A 16,539-nucleotide genomic window follows, 5' to 3' on the forward strand; every position below is an offset into this window, starting at 1 on the left:
TCATGCCTCAAGCAGGCTTTTTCGCGTAATCCTTTTCTGCCCATGCTACACCTGCGGCAGCACACCTTCATCACGCAACAGCGCGAACAACGCTTCTACCGTTGACGCCAGGGCGATGGAGTTATCCAGCACGTGCAGCGATGGATCGGTCACCGCCTGCAAGCGGGCATTTCGAGCCAGGCGCTGCTCGATTTCCTCAGCGCTTTCCCGGCCGCGAGCCAGCAAGCGCTGGCGCAGCACCTCGGGCCGGACCTGAACCAGCACCGCCAGAAGGCCCGGATAGCGCTGGCGTGCCTCGGCCAGATACGCGCGCGAACCGTTCACCAGCACCGCCCTGCCCTGGGCCAGCCAGTCGTCCACCTGCCGAGGTATGCCGTAATCCAGGCCATTGGCTCGCCAGTGCATGGCAAACCCGCCCTGCGCACGCAACGCCTCGAACTGCTCGGCCGTGACCCCGTGGGCAGCTTCGCCCTTGGCTTCGGCCGAACGGGTAATGACCCGGCGGGCGACTTCCACCCCGGCAGCAGCCAGTCGCTCACGTGAAGCGTCGATCAGGGAATCTTTCCCGGAACCCGACGGTCCTATCAGGTATATCAGCCGGCCGGTCCCTGATCGGCGGTCGCTTGCGTCATGTTGCATAGCCACTATGCTCTATGAAAGGAAACCGGCGCATTCTAGGGCTTTTCTCCGGCTTTTGCTGCGTTTTACCAGTTTTTGACGGCAAAAGACTGACAGTTCGAATAGCCTGTGCATGTAAAACTTTTCAAACCAGTGCTCATTTCTGATAATTGGTACTGGCATAAAGCCTTTATCCAGATCAGTATTTGTCACAGAATTGACGCCAAGGAAACGGCGACCATGAGGCAAGATGAGCATCCATTTTTCACTGGCGGTTGAACATTTTGTCGTCGCCACGGTCGTACTTCCACCCCGTGCGGCCAATTTGAGAACCGCTTCCCCTGAACCAAAATCCGGTCAATTTATATGCGCCCAATGAAACAGGCTATTTATTCGAGCCGCACCGCTGACAAGTTCGTCGTCCGCCTGCCAGACGGGATGCGTGAGCGCATTGCCGAGGTAGCGCGCAACCATCACCGCAGCATGAACTCCGAGATCATCGCACGCCTGGAACAGAGCCTTATCCAGGAAGGTGCGCTGGGTGACGAGTTGAGCATGCGCATGGACAGCCCAGAACTGTCCCTGCATGAGCGCGAGCTGCTGCAACGCTTCCGCCAGCTGTCCCACCGCCAGCAGAATGCGCTGGTCGCCCTCATCGCTCACGATGTGGAAATGGCCGCCGACGCCTCCTGAGGCGCTCGGCGAACATGAAAAAAGCCAGCGTAAGCTGGCTTTTTTGTGGGCGCATGATCCTGCAAGAGATGCGGTCTTCGTAGGAGCGGCCTTGTGTCGCGATGGGCCGCAAAGCGGCCCCAAAAATCCATGCAGTGCCGCTGAAGTCCTGGGGCCGCTTTGCGGCCCATCGCGACACAAGGCCGCTCCTACAGGGATCGCGTAGGCCGCAAAGAGCGGGTTACAGCAGGAACAGCGTGGCCAGGCCGAGGAAGATAAAGAAGCCACCACTGTCGGTAACCGCAGTGATCATCACACTGGAGCCCATTGCCGGGTCGCGGCCCAGGCGCGTCAAGGTCATCGGAATCAACACCCCCATCAAGGCCGCCAGCAACAGATTCAAGGTCATTGCCGCGGTCATCACCAGGCCCAGCGACCAGCTACCATACAGCCAGAACGCCACCACCCCGATCACCCCACCCCAGATCAGGCCGTTGAGCAGCGATACCGCCAGCTCCTTGCGCATCAGGCGGCTGGTGTTGCCGGGCGACACCTGGTCCAGCGCCATGGCGCGCACGATCATGGTGATGGTCTGGTTGCCGGAGTTGCCACCGATACCCGCCACGATCGGCATCAGGGCGGCCAGCGCCACCAGTTTCTCGATCGACCCTTCGAACAGGCCGATCACCCGCGAAGCGACAAAGGCGGTAATCAGGTTGATCGCCAGCCAGGCCCAACGGTTGCGCAGCGAACGCCAGACCGAGGCGAAGATGTCCTCCTCCTCGCGCAGACCGGCCATGTTCAGCACTTCGCTTTCGCTTTCTTCACGAATCAGGTCGACCATTTCGTCAATGGTCAGACGGCCGATCAGGCGCTCGTTCTTGTCCACTACCGGCGCAGACACCAGGTCATAACGCTCGAAGGCTTGTGCCGCATCGTAGGCATCTTCCTCGGGGTGGAAGGACACCGGGTCGGTCGCCATGACCTCCGCCACCTTCTTCTCCGGGTCGTTGACCAGCAGGCGCTTGATCGGCAACACGCCCTTGAGGATGCCGTCATAGTCGACCACGAACAGCTTGTCGGTGTGGTTCGGCAACTCTTTCAGCCGGCGCAGGTAGCGCAACACCACTTCCAGGCTGACGTCTTCGCGGATGGTGACCATCTCGAAGTCCATCAACGCACCGACCTGCTCCTCGTCGTAGCTCAATGCCGAACGCACGCGCTCGCGCTGCTGGGCATCGAGGGTTTCCATCAACTCGTGGATAACGTCACGCGGCAGCTCTGGCGCCAGGTCGGCCAGCTCGTCGGCGTCCATTTCCTTGGCGGCGGCGAGCAGCTCGTGATCGTCCATGTCGGCGATCAGTGATTGCCGCACGGCGTCGGAAACTTCCAGGAGGATGTCGCCATCGCGATCCGAGCGCACCAGCTGCCAGACCGTCAGGCGGTCTTCCAGGGGCAAGGCTTCGAGGATGTAGGCGATGTCGGCGGGGTGCAGGTCATCGAGCTTGCGCTGCAGCTCGACAAGGTTCTGACGGTGAACGAGGTTTTCCACCAGGTCGTGGTGGGCACCTTCCTGACGGTGCGTCAGGTCTTCGACCACGCGCTGGCGTTGCAGCAGTTCGACCACCTGGGCCAGGCGGTCCTGCAGGCTTTCCTGCGCTTTTTTTACTTCTACTTCAGTCATAGGCGAACTCCACTCCCAGCAGCGGAGCACGCCGGGAGAATCAATCGGTCAGATCTTTCTGTACGAATCTTGTTAGCGAGTAACTACTGGGTAAGTCCATGGTGGTTTTCCACAAGCCCCGGCGGGGCTGACGGGCGCAATCATACACTGCTAAAGCTGTCAGATCGCTGAAAATTTTGGCCAGAACAATCGTTTGCGTGATAAAGCTGGGACAACGCTCGAAGCTATCAGTGCGACGGTGGGTCTGGCGGTTAAAGCACATTTGTTGTGCCTGGATGTGTATGCCTGGCGGGGTTGATCTCCGGCCCTACCCGGCCGCAAAGCCAAACGCCACATCTACAGGAGAGCTTAGATCGACATCACCAACAATTCATTGGTGAAGAAAACAAAAAGCCCGCTCAATTGAGCGGGCTTCTTGATGGGGTGTGGCGGACTCAGGAGGATTCGAACCTCCGACCGCTCGGTTCGTAGCCGAGTACTCTATCCAGCTGAGCTATGAGTCCGTGGTGGTATTTTTAGACCAGGTTACCACTGGTGGTTGAAGTTGCTTTGCAAGCAGAGCCACTTCAAAAGTGGCGGACTCAGGAGGATTCGAACCTCCGACCGCTCGGTTCGTAGCCGAGTACTCTATCCAGCTGAGCTATGAGTCCGTGGTTGGTATTTTTAGACCAGGTTACCACTGGTGATTTGAAGCAGCCTTGCAATCAAAGCCACTTCAAAAGTGGCGGACTCAGGAGGATTCGAACCTCCGACCGCTCGGTTCGTAGCCGAGTACTCTATCCAGCTGAGCTATGAGTCCGTGTCTTGCCGCGCATTATAGGTCGCTGAAACATTTTTGCAAGAACTTTTTCGTTTAAAATCAACTACTTAGCGTTCTTACCGTTTGCAGCGCCCTAAGCGAATAATGGCGGTGAAGGGGGGATTCGAACCCCCGATACCCTTATGAGGTATACTCCCTTAGCAGGGGAGCGCCTTCGGCCACTCGGCCACCTCACCGCAACACGAGGCGAATATTAAACACAGCCTTCCTCGTTTGCAACCCTTTTTTTGAAAAAAACTTCAAAAAAATTAAAGGCTTGGCTCCTCGTCCTTCTCCTTCTTGATCCGCAGGTAGATTTCCTCGCGGTGAACGGCCACTTCTTTCGGGGCGCTGACGCCGATACGCACTTGGTTGCCTTTGACGCCGAGCACCGTCACGGTGATCTCGCCGTCTCCAATGATCAGGCTCTCGGCGCACCGACGAGTCAGAATCAACATAGCTTTCTCCTTACGCGAAACATACAGGGATAACAGTCTTGGGTGTCGCGGCCTGGCCGTGGACGACGACTCGGGCCTTGGTTGCCCGCCACGCAGGCTTGGACAGGGCCTGCGTGGCAAGCAGAAACGCGAAGGGCGCGGCAAGCCGCGCCCTTCCAGGCAGCGATTTACTCGCTCTGTCGTGCCGGAGCGTCGAGTTCGAACGCGGTGTGCAGCGCGCGCACGGCCAGCTCCAGGTACTTCTCTTCGATCACCACCGAAACCTTGATCTCGGAAGTGGAGATCATTTGGATGTTGATGCCCTCCTTGGCCAGGGCTTCGAACATGCGGCTGGCAACACCGGCGTGCGAACGCATGCCGACGCCAACGATCGACACCTTGGCGATCTTGGTGTCGCCGATCACTTCACGGGCACCGATTTCACGCGCGGTGTTTTCCAGCACGCTCTGCGCCTTCTCGTACTCGTTGCGGTGTACGGTGAAGGTGAAGTCGGTGGTGTTATCGTGGGCAACGTTCTGCACGATCATGTCGACCTCGATGTTCGAGGCGCTGATCGGGCCGAGGATCTTGAAGGCCACGCCCGGAGTGTCCGGCACGCCGCGAATGGTCAGCTTGGCTTCATCACGGTTGAAGGCGATACCGGAAATGATCGGCTGTTCCATGGATTCCTCTTCATCAATGGTAATGAGGGTACCCGGACCCTCCTTGAAGCTGTGCAGCACGCGCAGCGGAACGTTGTACTTGCCGGCGAACTCCACCGAACGGATCTGCAGCACCTTGGAACCGAGGCTGGCCATTTCCAGCATCTCTTCGAAGGTGATCTTCTCCAGGCGGCGGGCCTGTGGCACGACGCGCGGGTCGGTGGTGTAGACGCCGTCGACGTCGGTGTAGATCTGGCACTCGTCGGCCTTCAGCGCCGCCGCCAGGGCCACGCCGGTGGTGTCGGAGCCGCCACGGCCCAGGGTGGTGATGTTGCCGTGCTCGTCGACGCCCTGGAAACCCGCTACCACGACCACGCGGCCTTGCTTGAGGTCGGCACGGATCTTCTGGTCGTCGATCTGCAGGATGCGCGCCTTGTTGTGCGCGCTGTCGGTGAGGATGCGCACCTGGTTGCCGGTGTAGGACACCGCTGGCACACCACGCTTGATCAGGGCCATGGCCAGCAGGGCAATGGTGACCTGCTCACCGGTCGACACGATCACGTCCAGCTCGCGTGGAACCGGCTGATCGCTGATCTGCTTGGCCAGGTCGATCAGGCGATTGGTTTCACCGCTCATGGCCGACAACACAACCACCAGGTCGTCGCCCGCCTCACGGTGTTTCTTGACCTTATCGGCTACCTGCTCGATCCGCTCGATGGAACCGACAGAGGTGCCGCCAAATTTCTGTACGATCAACGCCATTTCAATGGTGCCTCAGCCCATTCAGGGCCCCAAAAAACAATCCAACATGGGTCGGCCAGCGACTAGACCACTGGCCGCCCCATCTCAAAGTCCCTGCTCTGCGAATGGCACGGCCAGCGCCAAGGCCTGGTCCAGTGCAGCGACGTCGACGCCACCACCCTGGGCCATGTCCGGACGGCCACCGCCCTTGCCACCCACCGCCGCAGCGGCTTGTTTCATCAGATCGCCAGCCTTGAGTTGGCTGGAGAGGTCCTTGGTCACACCGGCCACCAGCACGACCTTGCCCTCATGCTCGCTGCCCAGCAGGATCACTGCGTGGCCGAGCTTGTTCTTCAGTTGATCGACCAGCGCCAGCAAGGCCTTGCCGTCCTGCCCGTCCAGGCGGGCGGCGAGCACCTTGGCGCCCTTGACCTCAACGGCCGCGTTGGAGAGATCATCCCCGGCGGCGCTGGCGGCCTTGGCCTGCAGCTGTTCCAGCTGCTTCTCCAGCTGGCGGTTGCGCTCGAGCACAGCCGACAGCTTGTCGATCAGGTTGTCACGGTTGCCTTTGACCAGTTGCGCGGCTTCCTTGACCTGCTCTTCGGCAGCGTTCAGGTAGGCCAGCGCCGCTGCGCCGGTTACCGCTTCGATACGGCGCACGCCAGAAGCTACGCCGCCTTCGCTGATGATCTTGAACAGGCTGATGTCACCGGTGCGCTTGGCGTGGATACCGCCGCACAGTTCCACCGAGAAATCGCCGCCCATGCTCAGCACACGCACGGTGTCGCCGTACTTCTCACCGAACAGCGCCATGGCGCCCTTGGCCTTGGCGGTCTCGATGTCGGTCAGCTCGGTTTCCACCGCAGTGTTCTTGCGCACTTCGCGGTTGACGATGTCTTCCAGGGCCTTGATCTGCTCCGGTTTCACCGCCTCGAAGTGGCTGAAGTCGAAACGCAGGCGCTGGCTGTCGACCAGCGAGCCCTTCTGCTGCACGTGCTCGCCCAGCACCTGGCGCAGCGCCTCGTGCAGCAGGTGGGTGGCCGAGTGGTTCAGCGAGGTGGCGTGCTGCACCTCGGCATCGACCTTGGCCTCGACCGACGAACCGATCAGCAGCGCACCGCTGGCGACCACGCCGTGGTGCAGGAAGGCGCCGCCAGTCTTGGTGGTGTCGCGCACGTCGAAACGTGCAGCACCGGCCTGCAGGTAGCCGGTGTCGCCCACCTGGCCGCCGGACTCGGCGTAGAACGGCGTGCGGTCGAGCACGACCACGCCCTGCTCGCCTTCACCCAGCTGGTCGACGGCCTGGCCGTCCTTGTACAGGGCGATGACCTTGCCCTGGCCTTCGGTAGCGTCGTAGCCGAGGAACTCGGTGGCGCTGTCGACCTTGACCAGGCTGTTGTAGTCCATGCCGAAGGCACTGGCCGAGCGGGCACGCTCACGCTGGGCGTCCATCTCGCGCTCGAAGCCGGCTTCGTCGATGGTCAGCTCGCGCTCGCGGGCGATGTCGGCAGTCAGGTCCATCGGGAAGCCATAGGTGTCGTACAGCTTGAACACCACGTCGCCCGGTACCACGTCGCCCTTCAACTGCGCCAGGTCCTGCTCGAGGATACGCAGGCCCTGCTCCAGGGTCTTGGCGAACTGCTCTTCTTCGGCCTTGAGCACGCGCTCGATGTGCGCCTGCTGGCTGTTCAGTTCCGGGAAGGCTGCGCCCATTTCGGCGACCAGCGCGGCCACGATCTGGTAGAAGAAGCTGCCCTTGGCACCCAGCTTGTTGCCGTGGCGGCAGGCGCGGCGAATGATGCGGCGCAGCACGTAGCCACGGCCTTCGTTGGACGGCAGCACGCCGTCGGCGATCAGGAAGCCGCACGAACGGATATGGTCGGCCACCACTTTCAGTGAAGCCTGGCCGTCATTGCTGCAGCCGATGGCCTTGGCCGCGGCGGCCAGCAGGTTCTGGAACAGGTCGATCTCGTAGTTCGAATGCACGTGCTGCAGCACGGCGCTGACACGCTCCAGGCCCATGCCGGTATCCACCGACGGCGCTGGCAGCGGGTGCAGCACGCCATCGGCGGTGCGGTTGAACTGCATGAAGACGTTGTTCCAGATCTCGATGTAGCGGTCGCCGTCTTCTTCCGGCGAGCCGGGTGGGCCGCCCCAGATGTCCGGGCCGTGGTCGTAGAAGATCTCGGTGCACGGGCCACACGGGCCGGTGTCGCCCATGGTCCAGAAGTTGTCGGAAGCGTACGGGGCGCCCTTGTTGTCGCCGATGCGCACCATGCGCTCGGCAGGCACGCCGACTTCCTTGGTCCAGATGTCGTAGGCTTCGTCGTCAGTGGCGTAGACGGTGACCCAGAGCTTTTCCTTGGGCAGGTTCAGCCACTTTTCCGAAGTCAGGAAGGTCCACGCGAAGGTGATGGCGTCGCGCTTGAAATAGTCGCCGAAGCTGAAGTTGCCCAGCATCTCGAAGAAGGTATGGTGGCGCGCGGTGTAACCGACGTTTTCCAGGTCGTTGTGCTTGCCGCCGGCGCGCACGCACTTCTGGCTGCTGACAGCACGGGTGTAGGCACGCTTCTCCGCACCGAGGAAGCAGTCCTTGAACTGGTTCATGCCGGCATTGGTGAACAGCAAGGTCGGGTCGTTGTTCGGGATCAGCGAACTGGAGGCGACTCGGGTATGTCCCTGCTCTTCGAAGAAGCGAAGGAAGGCTTCACGGATTTCTGCGCTTTTCATAGGTTCTTCCACGGAAACGGCAGCCCTGTTGGGCAAACGCGTCGACGAAACGACGGCAAAGGGCCGCATTATATCGGTCCTGCGGTCTCGATGCAGTGTGTTTATACGATAGAAACCATCGTTTGGACGGTTTTTCGGGCTATGCAAACGAAAACGACATGGCCGGATGCTAAAGCCTGCCTTTCGCCACTGGCAAGCCAATTACCGCTCAGGGGGAGGGAAAATGGAACAGGCGGTGAATTAAAAGAGTTTCATGGGCTGCCATTCCGGGCAAAGGCCTGTGTAGGAGCGGCCTTGCGTCGCGATGGGGCGCGCAGCGCCCCCAGCAACATGGGCGGCCAGGCTGAAATTGCCGGGGCCGCTGCGCGCCCCATCGCGACGCAAGGCCGCTCCTACACCAAACCGTTGTCTATTAGCGCTAGCCGAGGCGCTGCCCTGAATCGGGCACGATCAGGATACCGGCGCGCAAGCCGTTCCTGACCTTGGGGTTGGGGAAGATGATACGCGCCCCTTCCTCCTCGACCACCCAGCGCGTCTCCGCCAGGTCCTCGGCCAGCAGGTAACCCTTGCTCAGCTCGGAGAAGTTCTCGATGTCCGCCGGCAGGTGCAGGTGGAAACTGTCGCTGTGCTTGATGATCTCGCGGGAAACACTGAACAGCTGCAAGCCATCCAGCGAACCTTCGCCTTCCGGCTCGGTGTGCTCGATGATCTGGATCAGGCGCTGTTCCAGCCTGTCGAGGTTGACCAGCTCGTTCTGGCCGAACGGGCGGGCCTTGCCCAATTCCAGGGTAAAGGCTTCGGCTTCCAGTTGCTCATAGGTAAAGGCACTGAAGGTGATGGACGACTTGCTCTGCAGCAGCACCGCCTGCATGCCGGCTGCCGCCAGGCGTGCCAGCTCGCGGCGGGAATGCTTGCGCCCCTCCTTGTAGGGATACAAGGCGAACTGCTCGATCTTCGAGCCGCGAATGGCCGTATGCAGGTCGTAATGCAGGCGGCTGCGCCCCGGCTTGCTGAAAAACACCCGGGCGAACTGTTCCAGTTCCGCGGCACGCAAGGCCTCGAAGCCACTGGACAGCTCGTGGCGGCCGTTGAACAGGCGGTTGATGTCCTGCTCGATGAAGCGCTCACCCTTGCGGATCGCCGCAGGGTTGCCGAACAGGAACAGCACCCGCGCCCGGGGAATGATCTTGCCGTTGGCCACGCCGTGCAGCAGGCGCTCGAGCAACTCGATCGGCGCCGTTTCGTTGCCGTGGATACCGGCGGACAACAGCAAGTCCAGCCCGCAATCGTCGCTTTCGGCCGGGCGCACTTCCAGCGCGCCCTCGCCTAGCCAGCGCAAACGCACGCCCTTGGGAGTCACTTGGGTCTTCTCGGCCGGTTCGTGATCGGTGAGGGTCAGCTCAAGCAATTTGCCAAGGGCGAGCATAGGGACTTCCTTAGTGGTGGTGGCCGCAGTCGGGGCCATGGACGTGATCGTCGTCTTCGCCAAGCTCCGCCGGCTCCATTTCCAGTTGCAGGCTGACCAGGTTGGTGGCCATCGGCCGCAGCAACAGGTTGGCATACTCGGTGTCGTCTTCCTCGACATCCACGCCGATCAACAGCTGGCCACGGCCATCCTGCTGAATCCACACTTCCTTGCCTTGCCAGACCACGGCAAAGCGGGTGCAGGAAGTCTCCAGCTGGGTGCCGTCTTCATCTTCGAGGATCAGGCGCAGGGCGTCGGTCATTGCAAAGTCTCTCTTCAAGGTTGGCGTTGGAACGGATACACCGAGCCCAACTTCAGGATCTGGGTCAACTCATCCAGCGCCGTACGGCATTCCAGCAACAGCTGCGGGTCGGCCAGGTCCGCTTCGCCAAGGCGGTCGCGGTAGTGCTTGTCGACCCACTGCACCAGGGTGTCGTACAGCGGGGCGGTCATGATAACGCCTTGGTTGACCGCTGCCAGTTCCGTTTCCTTCAACGCCACGCGCAAACGCAGGCAAGCCGGGCCACCGCCGTTCTGCATGCTCTGCTTGAGGTCGAACACCTTGACCTCCTTCACCGGGCCGCCCTGGCTGGTCAGCTGGCCCAGGTAGGCCCAGACCCGCTCATTGTTGCGGCACTCTTCCGGCACCACCAGCAGCATGGAACCGTCCTCACGGCTGAGCAGCTGGCTGTTGAACAGGTAGGAACGCACCGCGTCCTCCACCGTCACTGCTGCGCGTGGCACGCAGATGGCCTGGAAGTTGCCACCCTTGCTGGCCAGTTTAGCTCGCAGCTGGCCAAGTACCGTGTCGGTCTGGAGGAAAGCATCCTCGTGGTAGAACAGCACTTCGCCGTTGCCTACCGAGATCACATCGTTGTGGAACACGCCCTGGTCGATCACGGCCGGGTTCTGTTGAGCGTAGACCACCCCATCGTCGCTCAGGCCATGCAGCCTGGCCACCGCCTGCGAGGCTTCCAGGGTTTGCCGGGCCGGGTATTTCTGCGGCGCCGGGTAGCGGCTGTCGAACGCACTGCGGCCATAGACGAAGAACTCCACGCCAGCCTCGCCGTAGCTACGGCAGAAGCGCGTGTGGTTGGCCGCGCCCTCGTCACCGAACTGGGCCACGGCTGGCAGCGCCGCATGGTGGGCAAAATGCCGCTCATCGCTGAACATGGCCCCGAGCACGCGGCTGGTGGTCGGGTGCTCGATGCTGCGGTGGTACTTGCAGTTGAGGTTGGCAGCGGTGAAGTGCACGCGGCCATCGGCCGTGTCGGCACTAGGGCTGACGGTGGCGGCGTTGGCCACCCACATGCTCGAGGCCGAGCAGCTGGCCACCAGCAATGGCATGGCTTCCCTGGCAGCGCGCTGGATCACTTCGGCATCGCTGCCGCTGAAGCCCAGGCGGCGCAGCGCCGCCACATCCGGGCGCTCCTGCGGCGCCAGTACGCCCTGCTTGAAGCCCATGTCGGCCAGCGCTTTCATCTTCGCCAGGCCCTGGCGCGCGGCTTCGCGCGGGTTGGACCCCTGCTGGCTGTTGCTCTGCGAAGCCACGTTACCGTAGGACAGGCCGCCGTAATTGTGGGTAGGCCCCACCAGGCCATCAAAATTCACTTCATAGGATTTCATCGGCTAGGCTCCGAGACCTGTTGTTATAGGGTGACGCCCGGCGTGAGGGTCGCCGGCAAGGCAAGGCTGGCGGTCTCCAGCGAGGCCACGGGGTAAGCGCAGTAGTCAGCGGCGTAGTAGGCGCTGGCGCGGTGGTTGCCACTGGCGCCGACACCACCGAACGGCGCGCTGCTGGCGGCGCCGGTCAGCTGTTTGTTCCAGTTGACGATGCCAGCGCGGCTGCGCAGCCAGAAATACTGGTAGCGGGCACGGGAGTCGGACAGCAAACCGGCAGCCAGGCCGTACTGGGTGTTGTTGGCCTCTTCGATGGCGGCATCGAAGTCGGCGTAGCGAATCACCTGCAGCAGCGGGCCGAAGAATTCTTCGTCCGGCCGCTCGCTGACGGCACTGACATCGAGGATGCCCGGGGTCAGCAGCGCGGCATCGGCCTGCGGCTGGGTCATTTCCAGCAGCTTCACGGCGCCCTTGGCAACCAGCTCGGCCTGGGCCGCCAGCAGCGCGCGCGCCGCCTGCAGCGAAATCACCGAACCCATGAACGGCGCCGGCTGTTGGTCGAACGCCCCCACCGTGATGGTCTTGCACACCTCGACCAGGCGCGCGATCAGCGCATCGCCCCAGCTGCCTTGTGGTACCAGCAGGCGACGGGCGCAGGTGCAGCGCTGGCCAGCGGAAATGAACGCCGACTGGATGATGGTGTATACCGCAGCGTCGAGGTCCTTGACCTGGTCCACCAGCAGCGGGTTGTTGCCGCCCATCTCCAACGCCAGGATCTTGTCCGGGCGGCCGGCGAACTGCTGGTGTAGCAGGTTGCCAGTACGGCTGGAGCCAGTGAAGAACAGGCCGTCGATACCCGGGTTGGCGGCCAGCGCCACGCCGGTTTCACGCGCGCCCTGCACCAGGTTCAGCACACCCGCCGGCAGGCCGGCGGCAATCCAGCAGTTGACGGTCAGCTCGGCGACCTTGGGGGTCAGCTCGCTGGGCTTGAACACCACGCAGTTACCCGCCAGCAGGGCTGGCACGATATGGCCATTGGGCAGATGGCCAGGGAAGTTGTACGGGCCGAACACCGCCACCACACCGTGGGGCTTGTGCCGCAGCACTGCCGTGGCATCGGCCAGCGGGCCGCTCTTCTCGCCGGTGCGCTCGCGGTAGCTTTGCACCGAGATCGCCACCTTGTTGATCATGCTGGTGACTTCGGTGGCCGACTCCCACAGCGGCTTGCCGGTTTCCTCGCCGATGCACTGGGCCAGCGCTTCGGCATGCGTCCTGAGCTGCTCGGCAAACTTTTCCAGCACCTCGATACGCGCGTCCAGGCTCAGTTGCGCCCAGGCCGGGAATGCTTGACGGGCGGCCTGCACGGCGGCGTCTACCTGGCTGGCGTCAGCGCCCTGGCCTTGCCAGACGACGGACTGCGTTACCGGGTTGAGCGACTGCAGGGTTTCACCCTGGCCGGCCTGCCAGTTGCCGGCGATGTAATGCGTGGTCATTTATTTGGCCTCCCGGCTTGCCGACAGCGGCACCGCGCGCACATTGTCGCCAGCACCCATGCGCAGGCGCTTGGCCGTCAGGGGGTCGACCACCAGGGTACCGGCGGCCAACCGCGCAGGTGCAGCCGTGATGCGGCAGTCGTCGCGCTTGCGGTTGTGAATGATGTAAGGCGTGGCGTCATCGCCCGGCGTGCCCACGGCCAGCACCAGGGTCTGGCTTTCACGCACGGCGCGGATCTTGTCGGTGTCGCACTCGATGGCAGGGCCAGCGTCGAAAATGTCGACGTAGCCCTGGTAGTTGAAACCTTCCTGCTTGAGCATGGCCAGCGCCGGCTCGGTGTCCTTGTGCACGCGGCCGATCACGTTGCGGGCCGCCTCGGACAGGAAGCAGGTGTACAGCGGGAACTTGGGCATCAGCTCGGCGATGAACGACTTGTTGCCCACGCCGGTGAGGTAGTCGGCCTGGCTGAACTCCATCTTGAAGAAGTGCCGGCCCAGGCTTTCCCAGAACGGTGAACGCCCCTGCTCATCGGACATGCCGCGCATTTCGGCGATGATCTTCTTGCCGAACAGCTCGGGAAACTCGGCCATGAACAGCATGCGCGCCCGCGACAGCAGGCGGCCATTGAGGCCCGAGCGGTAGTCGCTGCGCAGGAACAGCGAGCACAGCTCGGAGTTGCCGGTCAGGTCGTTGGCCAGGAACAGGGTGGGGATTTCGCGGTAGATCTTCAGCTCCTGCGAGGCGCTGACGGTCAGCCCGACCCGGTAGTTGTACCAGGGTTCGCGCAGGCCGACGGCACCGGCAATGGCACTGATGCCCACCACCAGGCCTTCGTCGTTTTCCAGCACGAACAGGTAGTCGGTGTCGGCGCGCTCGGCTTCGCCACGGAAGCTTTTTTCCGCCCAGCCAACGCGATGCCCCAGGCGCTCTTCGTTGGCCGGCAGCGTGGTCAGCCCGGTGGTCCCGGTGCTGCGTGCCAATTCGATCAACGCAGGCAAATCGCTGCTGCGTACAGGACGAACGATCATGCTATCTCCTTGTGCGACGGCGGCGGCCGGCGCGAAACTCTGCTAACGCATCAATCCGCAAACGTCTGTTGCCAGGCCTCAGACCGCGACCAGGCGCACGCTGGCGCCCTCGCCCACCCCCAGCGCATCGGCGGCCGCCAGGCTCAGGCTGACCGGCTTGCCGGGTACCCAGTCCAGGTCCAGCAGCACTGCGCGGTAGTCCTGCAGCAGGCCGTTGCACACCAGGTACGGGCGCCCGCCCTTGATCGGGGCGTCCTCGAGCTTCACCGGCACCACACGGCTGTGGGCGATCGAACGGATGCCCGACGTACGCGCATGCAGGGTCGGGCCACCATCGAAGATGTCGATGTAGTGCTCGGTTTCGAAGCCTTCGCGCATGAGAATGTCGAAGGTGATCTGCGCCCGTGGATGCACCTGGCCCATCGCCTCCTGCGCCAGGTCAGGCAGCAGCGGCACGTAGATCGGGTAATGCGGCATCAGCTCGGCGAGGAAGGTACGGCTCTTCAGGCCGCACAGGCGCTCGGCGTCGGCGTAGTTGAGGTCGAAGAAGTTGCGGCCGATGGCATCCCAGAACGGTGATTCACCCTGCTCGTCGCTGTAGCCGACGATCTCGGTCACCACCGAATCGGCGAAACGCTCCGGGTGCGAAGCCATGAACAACAGGCGACCACGCGAATTGAGCTCGGCCCAACCACTGTTCACCAGCTCCGGCAGTACATAGAAGCTGGTCAGCAGGCTGTTGCCGGTCAGGTCGTGGCACAGCGACAGCACGTGGATCTTGTTGTGGATCTTCAGCTCGCGCGAGGCGTGCACGAAGGTTTCGTTACGAAAGCTGTAGAACGGCTCGGAGTAGCCGGCCGAAGCGACGATCGCCGAGCAGCCTGCCAGCTTGCCGGTTTCGCTGTCTTCAAGGACGAAGAAGTAGCTTTCCTCGCCGTTGAAGCTGACCTCGGCGGCGAAGGAAGTCTCGGAAGCGGCGATCTTGTCGCCCAGGCGAGCAGCGTCGTCCGGCAGCGAGGTGACACCAATGGGGCTGTCTGCAGCCATGCGCTGCACTTCGTTCAGATCAGCCATTTGCGCGGGGCGCATCACCAGCATGGTGTCACTCCTTTGGAATACGGGCCGCTCACGGCGGCACGAAAAAACGGCAGGTGCACCGGCACCTGCACGGGAATCGGGTATCGCCGGCCCGCACGCAGCGCGGGAGCCGGCGAAGGGACCTCAGGCCGTTCAGGCCTGGGTCAGGGTGGCCACGGCGCGCTCGAAGCGATCCAGGCCTTCATCGATATCGGCGTCTTCAACCACCAGGCTTGGGGCAAAGCGGACCACATCCGGGCCGGCCTGCAGCACCATCAAGCCTTCTTTCTCGGCAGCGTTGAGCACGTCCTTGGCCTTGCCTTTCCAGGCGTCAGCGAGCACGCAGCCCAGCAGCAGGCCAACGCCACGCACCTGGGTGAACAACTGGTACTTCTGGCCAATCTGCTCCAGGCGCACCTTGAAACGCTCGTGCTTGGCCTTGATGCCAGCCAGGGTTTCCGGGGTGTTGACCACGTCCAGCACTGCGCAGGCGACGGCGCAGCCCAGCGGGTTGCCGCCATAGGTGGTGCCGTGGGTGCCGACGGCCAGGTGCTTGGCCAGCTCGGTGGTGGTCAGCATGGCGCCGATCGGGAAGCCGCCGCCCAGGCTCTTGGCGCTGGTCAGGATATCCGGGGTCACACCGTAGTGCTGGTAGGCATACAGCGAACCGGTACGGCCCACGCCAGTCTGCACTTCGTCGAAGATCAGCAGGGCATTGTGCTCGTCACACAGTTTGCGCGCGCCTTCCAGGTAGGCCTTGTCGGCCGGCACTACGCCACTCTCGCCCTGGATCGGCTCGATCACCACGGCGCAGGTCTTGTCGGAAATCTGTGCCTTCAGCGCTTCCAGGTCGTTGTAGGGCACATGGCTGATACCGGTGATCTTCGGGCCGAAGCCGTCGGAATACTTCGGCTGGCCACCGACGCTGACGGTAAACAGGGTACGGCCGTGGAAGCTGTTCACGGTGGCAATGATTTCGTGCTTTTCCGGACCGAAGCGGTCATGGGCAACGCGCCGGGCCAGCTTGAAGGCGGCCTCGTTGGCCTCGGCGCCGGAGTTGCAGAAGAACGCCCGGTCGGCAAAGGTGGCATCCACCAGCTTGTGGGCCAGGCGCAGGGCCGGCTCGTTGGTGAATACGTTGGATACGTGCCAGAGGGTGTTGGCCTGCTCGGTCAGGGCCTTGACCAGTGCCGGGTGGCAGTGGCCCAGGGCGTTGACCGCGATGCCACCGGCAAAGTCGATCAGCTCGCGACCCGACTGGTCCCAGACACGGGAACCCTCGCCTCGCACAGGAATGAAGGCCGCCGGGGAATAGTTGGGGACCATGACCTGGTCGAAATCGGCACGTTGCACCGGGGCTTGCTCAACGGACATCTGAGTCTCCTGATGAGGAACGCTGGCCTGGAAGTGGCGAGCGATGGGGGGATTGTAAGGACTGATCCGCGCCTGTCCTTGCGGCCAAGCGACAACTTGTTACAGCGCAAAACCCTGTTTGCACAAGGCTTTCGGCAA

The 16,539-nt window shown here is 62.6% G+C and carries 13 protein-coding genes and 4 tRNA genes; 1 reads left to right on the forward strand and 16 read right to left on the reverse strand.

The window, feature by feature from the left end:
• Positions 1–45: 45 nt before the first annotated feature.
• Positions 46–639, reverse strand: coding sequence for a phosphonate metabolism protein/1,5-bisphosphokinase (PRPP-forming) PhnN (phnN, locus tag HG549_RS18355; protein WP_170031205.1), 594 nt, complete (start codon positions 637–639; stop codon positions 46–48).
• 345 nt (positions 640–984) lie between these two features.
• Here phnN and HG549_RS18360 point away from each other — a divergent pair, with 345 nt between their 5' ends.
• Positions 985–1,311 carry an Arc family DNA-binding protein gene (locus HG549_RS18360; RefSeq protein WP_060480503.1) on the forward strand — a complete coding sequence of 109 codons (327 nt, stop codon included), beginning with the start codon at positions 985–987 and terminating at the stop codon, positions 1,309–1,311.
• Positions 1,312–1,531: 220 nt separating this feature from the next.
• Here the strand turns inward: HG549_RS18360 and mgtE are convergent, their stop codons facing one another.
• The 15 genes from mgtE to HG549_RS18435 form a co-directional block, all read right to left on the reverse strand.
• A complete protein-coding gene (mgtE, locus tag HG549_RS18365; RefSeq protein WP_170031207.1) occupies positions 1,532–2,974 on the reverse strand; it encodes a magnesium transporter in 1,443 nt (480 codons plus the stop codon).
• A gap of 426 nt (positions 2,975–3,400) precedes the next feature.
• Positions 3,401–3,477: transfer RNA gene (locus tag HG549_RS18370), tRNA-Arg, on the reverse strand.
• A 70-nt stretch (positions 3,478–3,547) separates the two neighbouring features.
• A tRNA-Arg gene (locus tag HG549_RS18375) sits at positions 3,548–3,624 on the reverse strand.
• 72 nt (positions 3,625–3,696) lie between these two features.
• Positions 3,697–3,773 (reverse strand) — tRNA-Arg (locus tag HG549_RS18380).
• A 106-nt stretch (positions 3,774–3,879) separates the two neighbouring features.
• A tRNA-Ser gene (locus tag HG549_RS18385) sits at positions 3,880–3,970 on the reverse strand.
• A 72-nt stretch (positions 3,971–4,042) separates the two neighbouring features.
• Positions 4,043–4,231, reverse strand: coding sequence for a carbon storage regulator CsrA (gene csrA, locus HG549_RS18390; RefSeq protein WP_003254503.1), 189 nt, complete (start codon positions 4,229–4,231; stop codon positions 4,043–4,045).
• A gap of 167 nt (positions 4,232–4,398) precedes the next feature.
• Complete coding sequence (locus HG549_RS18395; protein WP_170031209.1) at positions 4,399–5,634, reverse strand: aspartate kinase; 1,236 nt, start codon at positions 5,632–5,634, stop codon at positions 4,399–4,401.
• 84 nt (positions 5,635–5,718) lie between these two features.
• Positions 5,719–8,343, reverse strand: coding sequence for an alanine--tRNA ligase (alaS, locus tag HG549_RS18400; RefSeq protein WP_170031211.1), 2,625 nt, complete (start codon positions 8,341–8,343; stop codon positions 5,719–5,721).
• A 418-nt stretch (positions 8,344–8,761) separates the two neighbouring features.
• Positions 8,762–9,769, reverse strand: coding sequence for a succinylglutamate desuccinylase (gene astE, locus HG549_RS18405; protein WP_170031213.1), 1,008 nt, complete (start codon positions 9,767–9,769; stop codon positions 8,762–8,764).
• Between the two features lie 10 nt (positions 9,770–9,779).
• Positions 9,780–10,070: a topoisomerase II gene (locus HG549_RS18410; protein ID WP_003254508.1), complete on the reverse strand. Its 291-nt coding sequence runs from the start codon at positions 10,068–10,070 to the stop codon at positions 9,780–9,782.
• 14 nt (positions 10,071–10,084) lie between these two features.
• Positions 10,085–11,434, reverse strand: a complete 1,350-nt coding sequence (gene astB, locus HG549_RS18415; RefSeq protein ID WP_170031215.1) for an N-succinylarginine dihydrolase — start codon at positions 11,432–11,434, stop codon at positions 10,085–10,087.
• A 23-nt stretch (positions 11,435–11,457) separates the two neighbouring features.
• Positions 11,458–12,921, reverse strand: coding sequence for a succinylglutamate-semialdehyde dehydrogenase (gene astD, locus HG549_RS18420; protein WP_170031217.1), 1,464 nt, complete (start codon positions 12,919–12,921; stop codon positions 11,458–11,460).
• Positions 12,922–13,950, reverse strand: a complete 1,029-nt coding sequence (gene astA, locus HG549_RS18425) for an arginine N-succinyltransferase (protein ID WP_063912885.1) — start codon at positions 13,948–13,950, stop codon at positions 12,922–12,924.
• Between the two features lie 78 nt (positions 13,951–14,028).
• Positions 14,029–15,048, reverse strand: coding sequence for an arginine/ornithine succinyltransferase subunit alpha (aruF, locus tag HG549_RS18430; RefSeq protein ID WP_170031218.1), 1,020 nt, complete (start codon positions 15,046–15,048; stop codon positions 14,029–14,031).
• A gap of 132 nt (positions 15,049–15,180) precedes the next feature.
• Positions 15,181–16,401, reverse strand: coding sequence for an aspartate aminotransferase family protein (locus HG549_RS18435; RefSeq protein ID WP_170031220.1), 1,221 nt, complete (start codon positions 16,399–16,401; stop codon positions 15,181–15,183).
• Positions 16,402–16,539: the final 138 nt, after the last annotated feature.

The organism is Pseudomonas sp. SK, assembly GCF_012975065.1.
Taxonomy (GTDB): Bacteria; Pseudomonadota; Gammaproteobacteria; order Pseudomonadales; family Pseudomonadaceae; genus Aquipseudomonas; species Aquipseudomonas anuradhapurensis.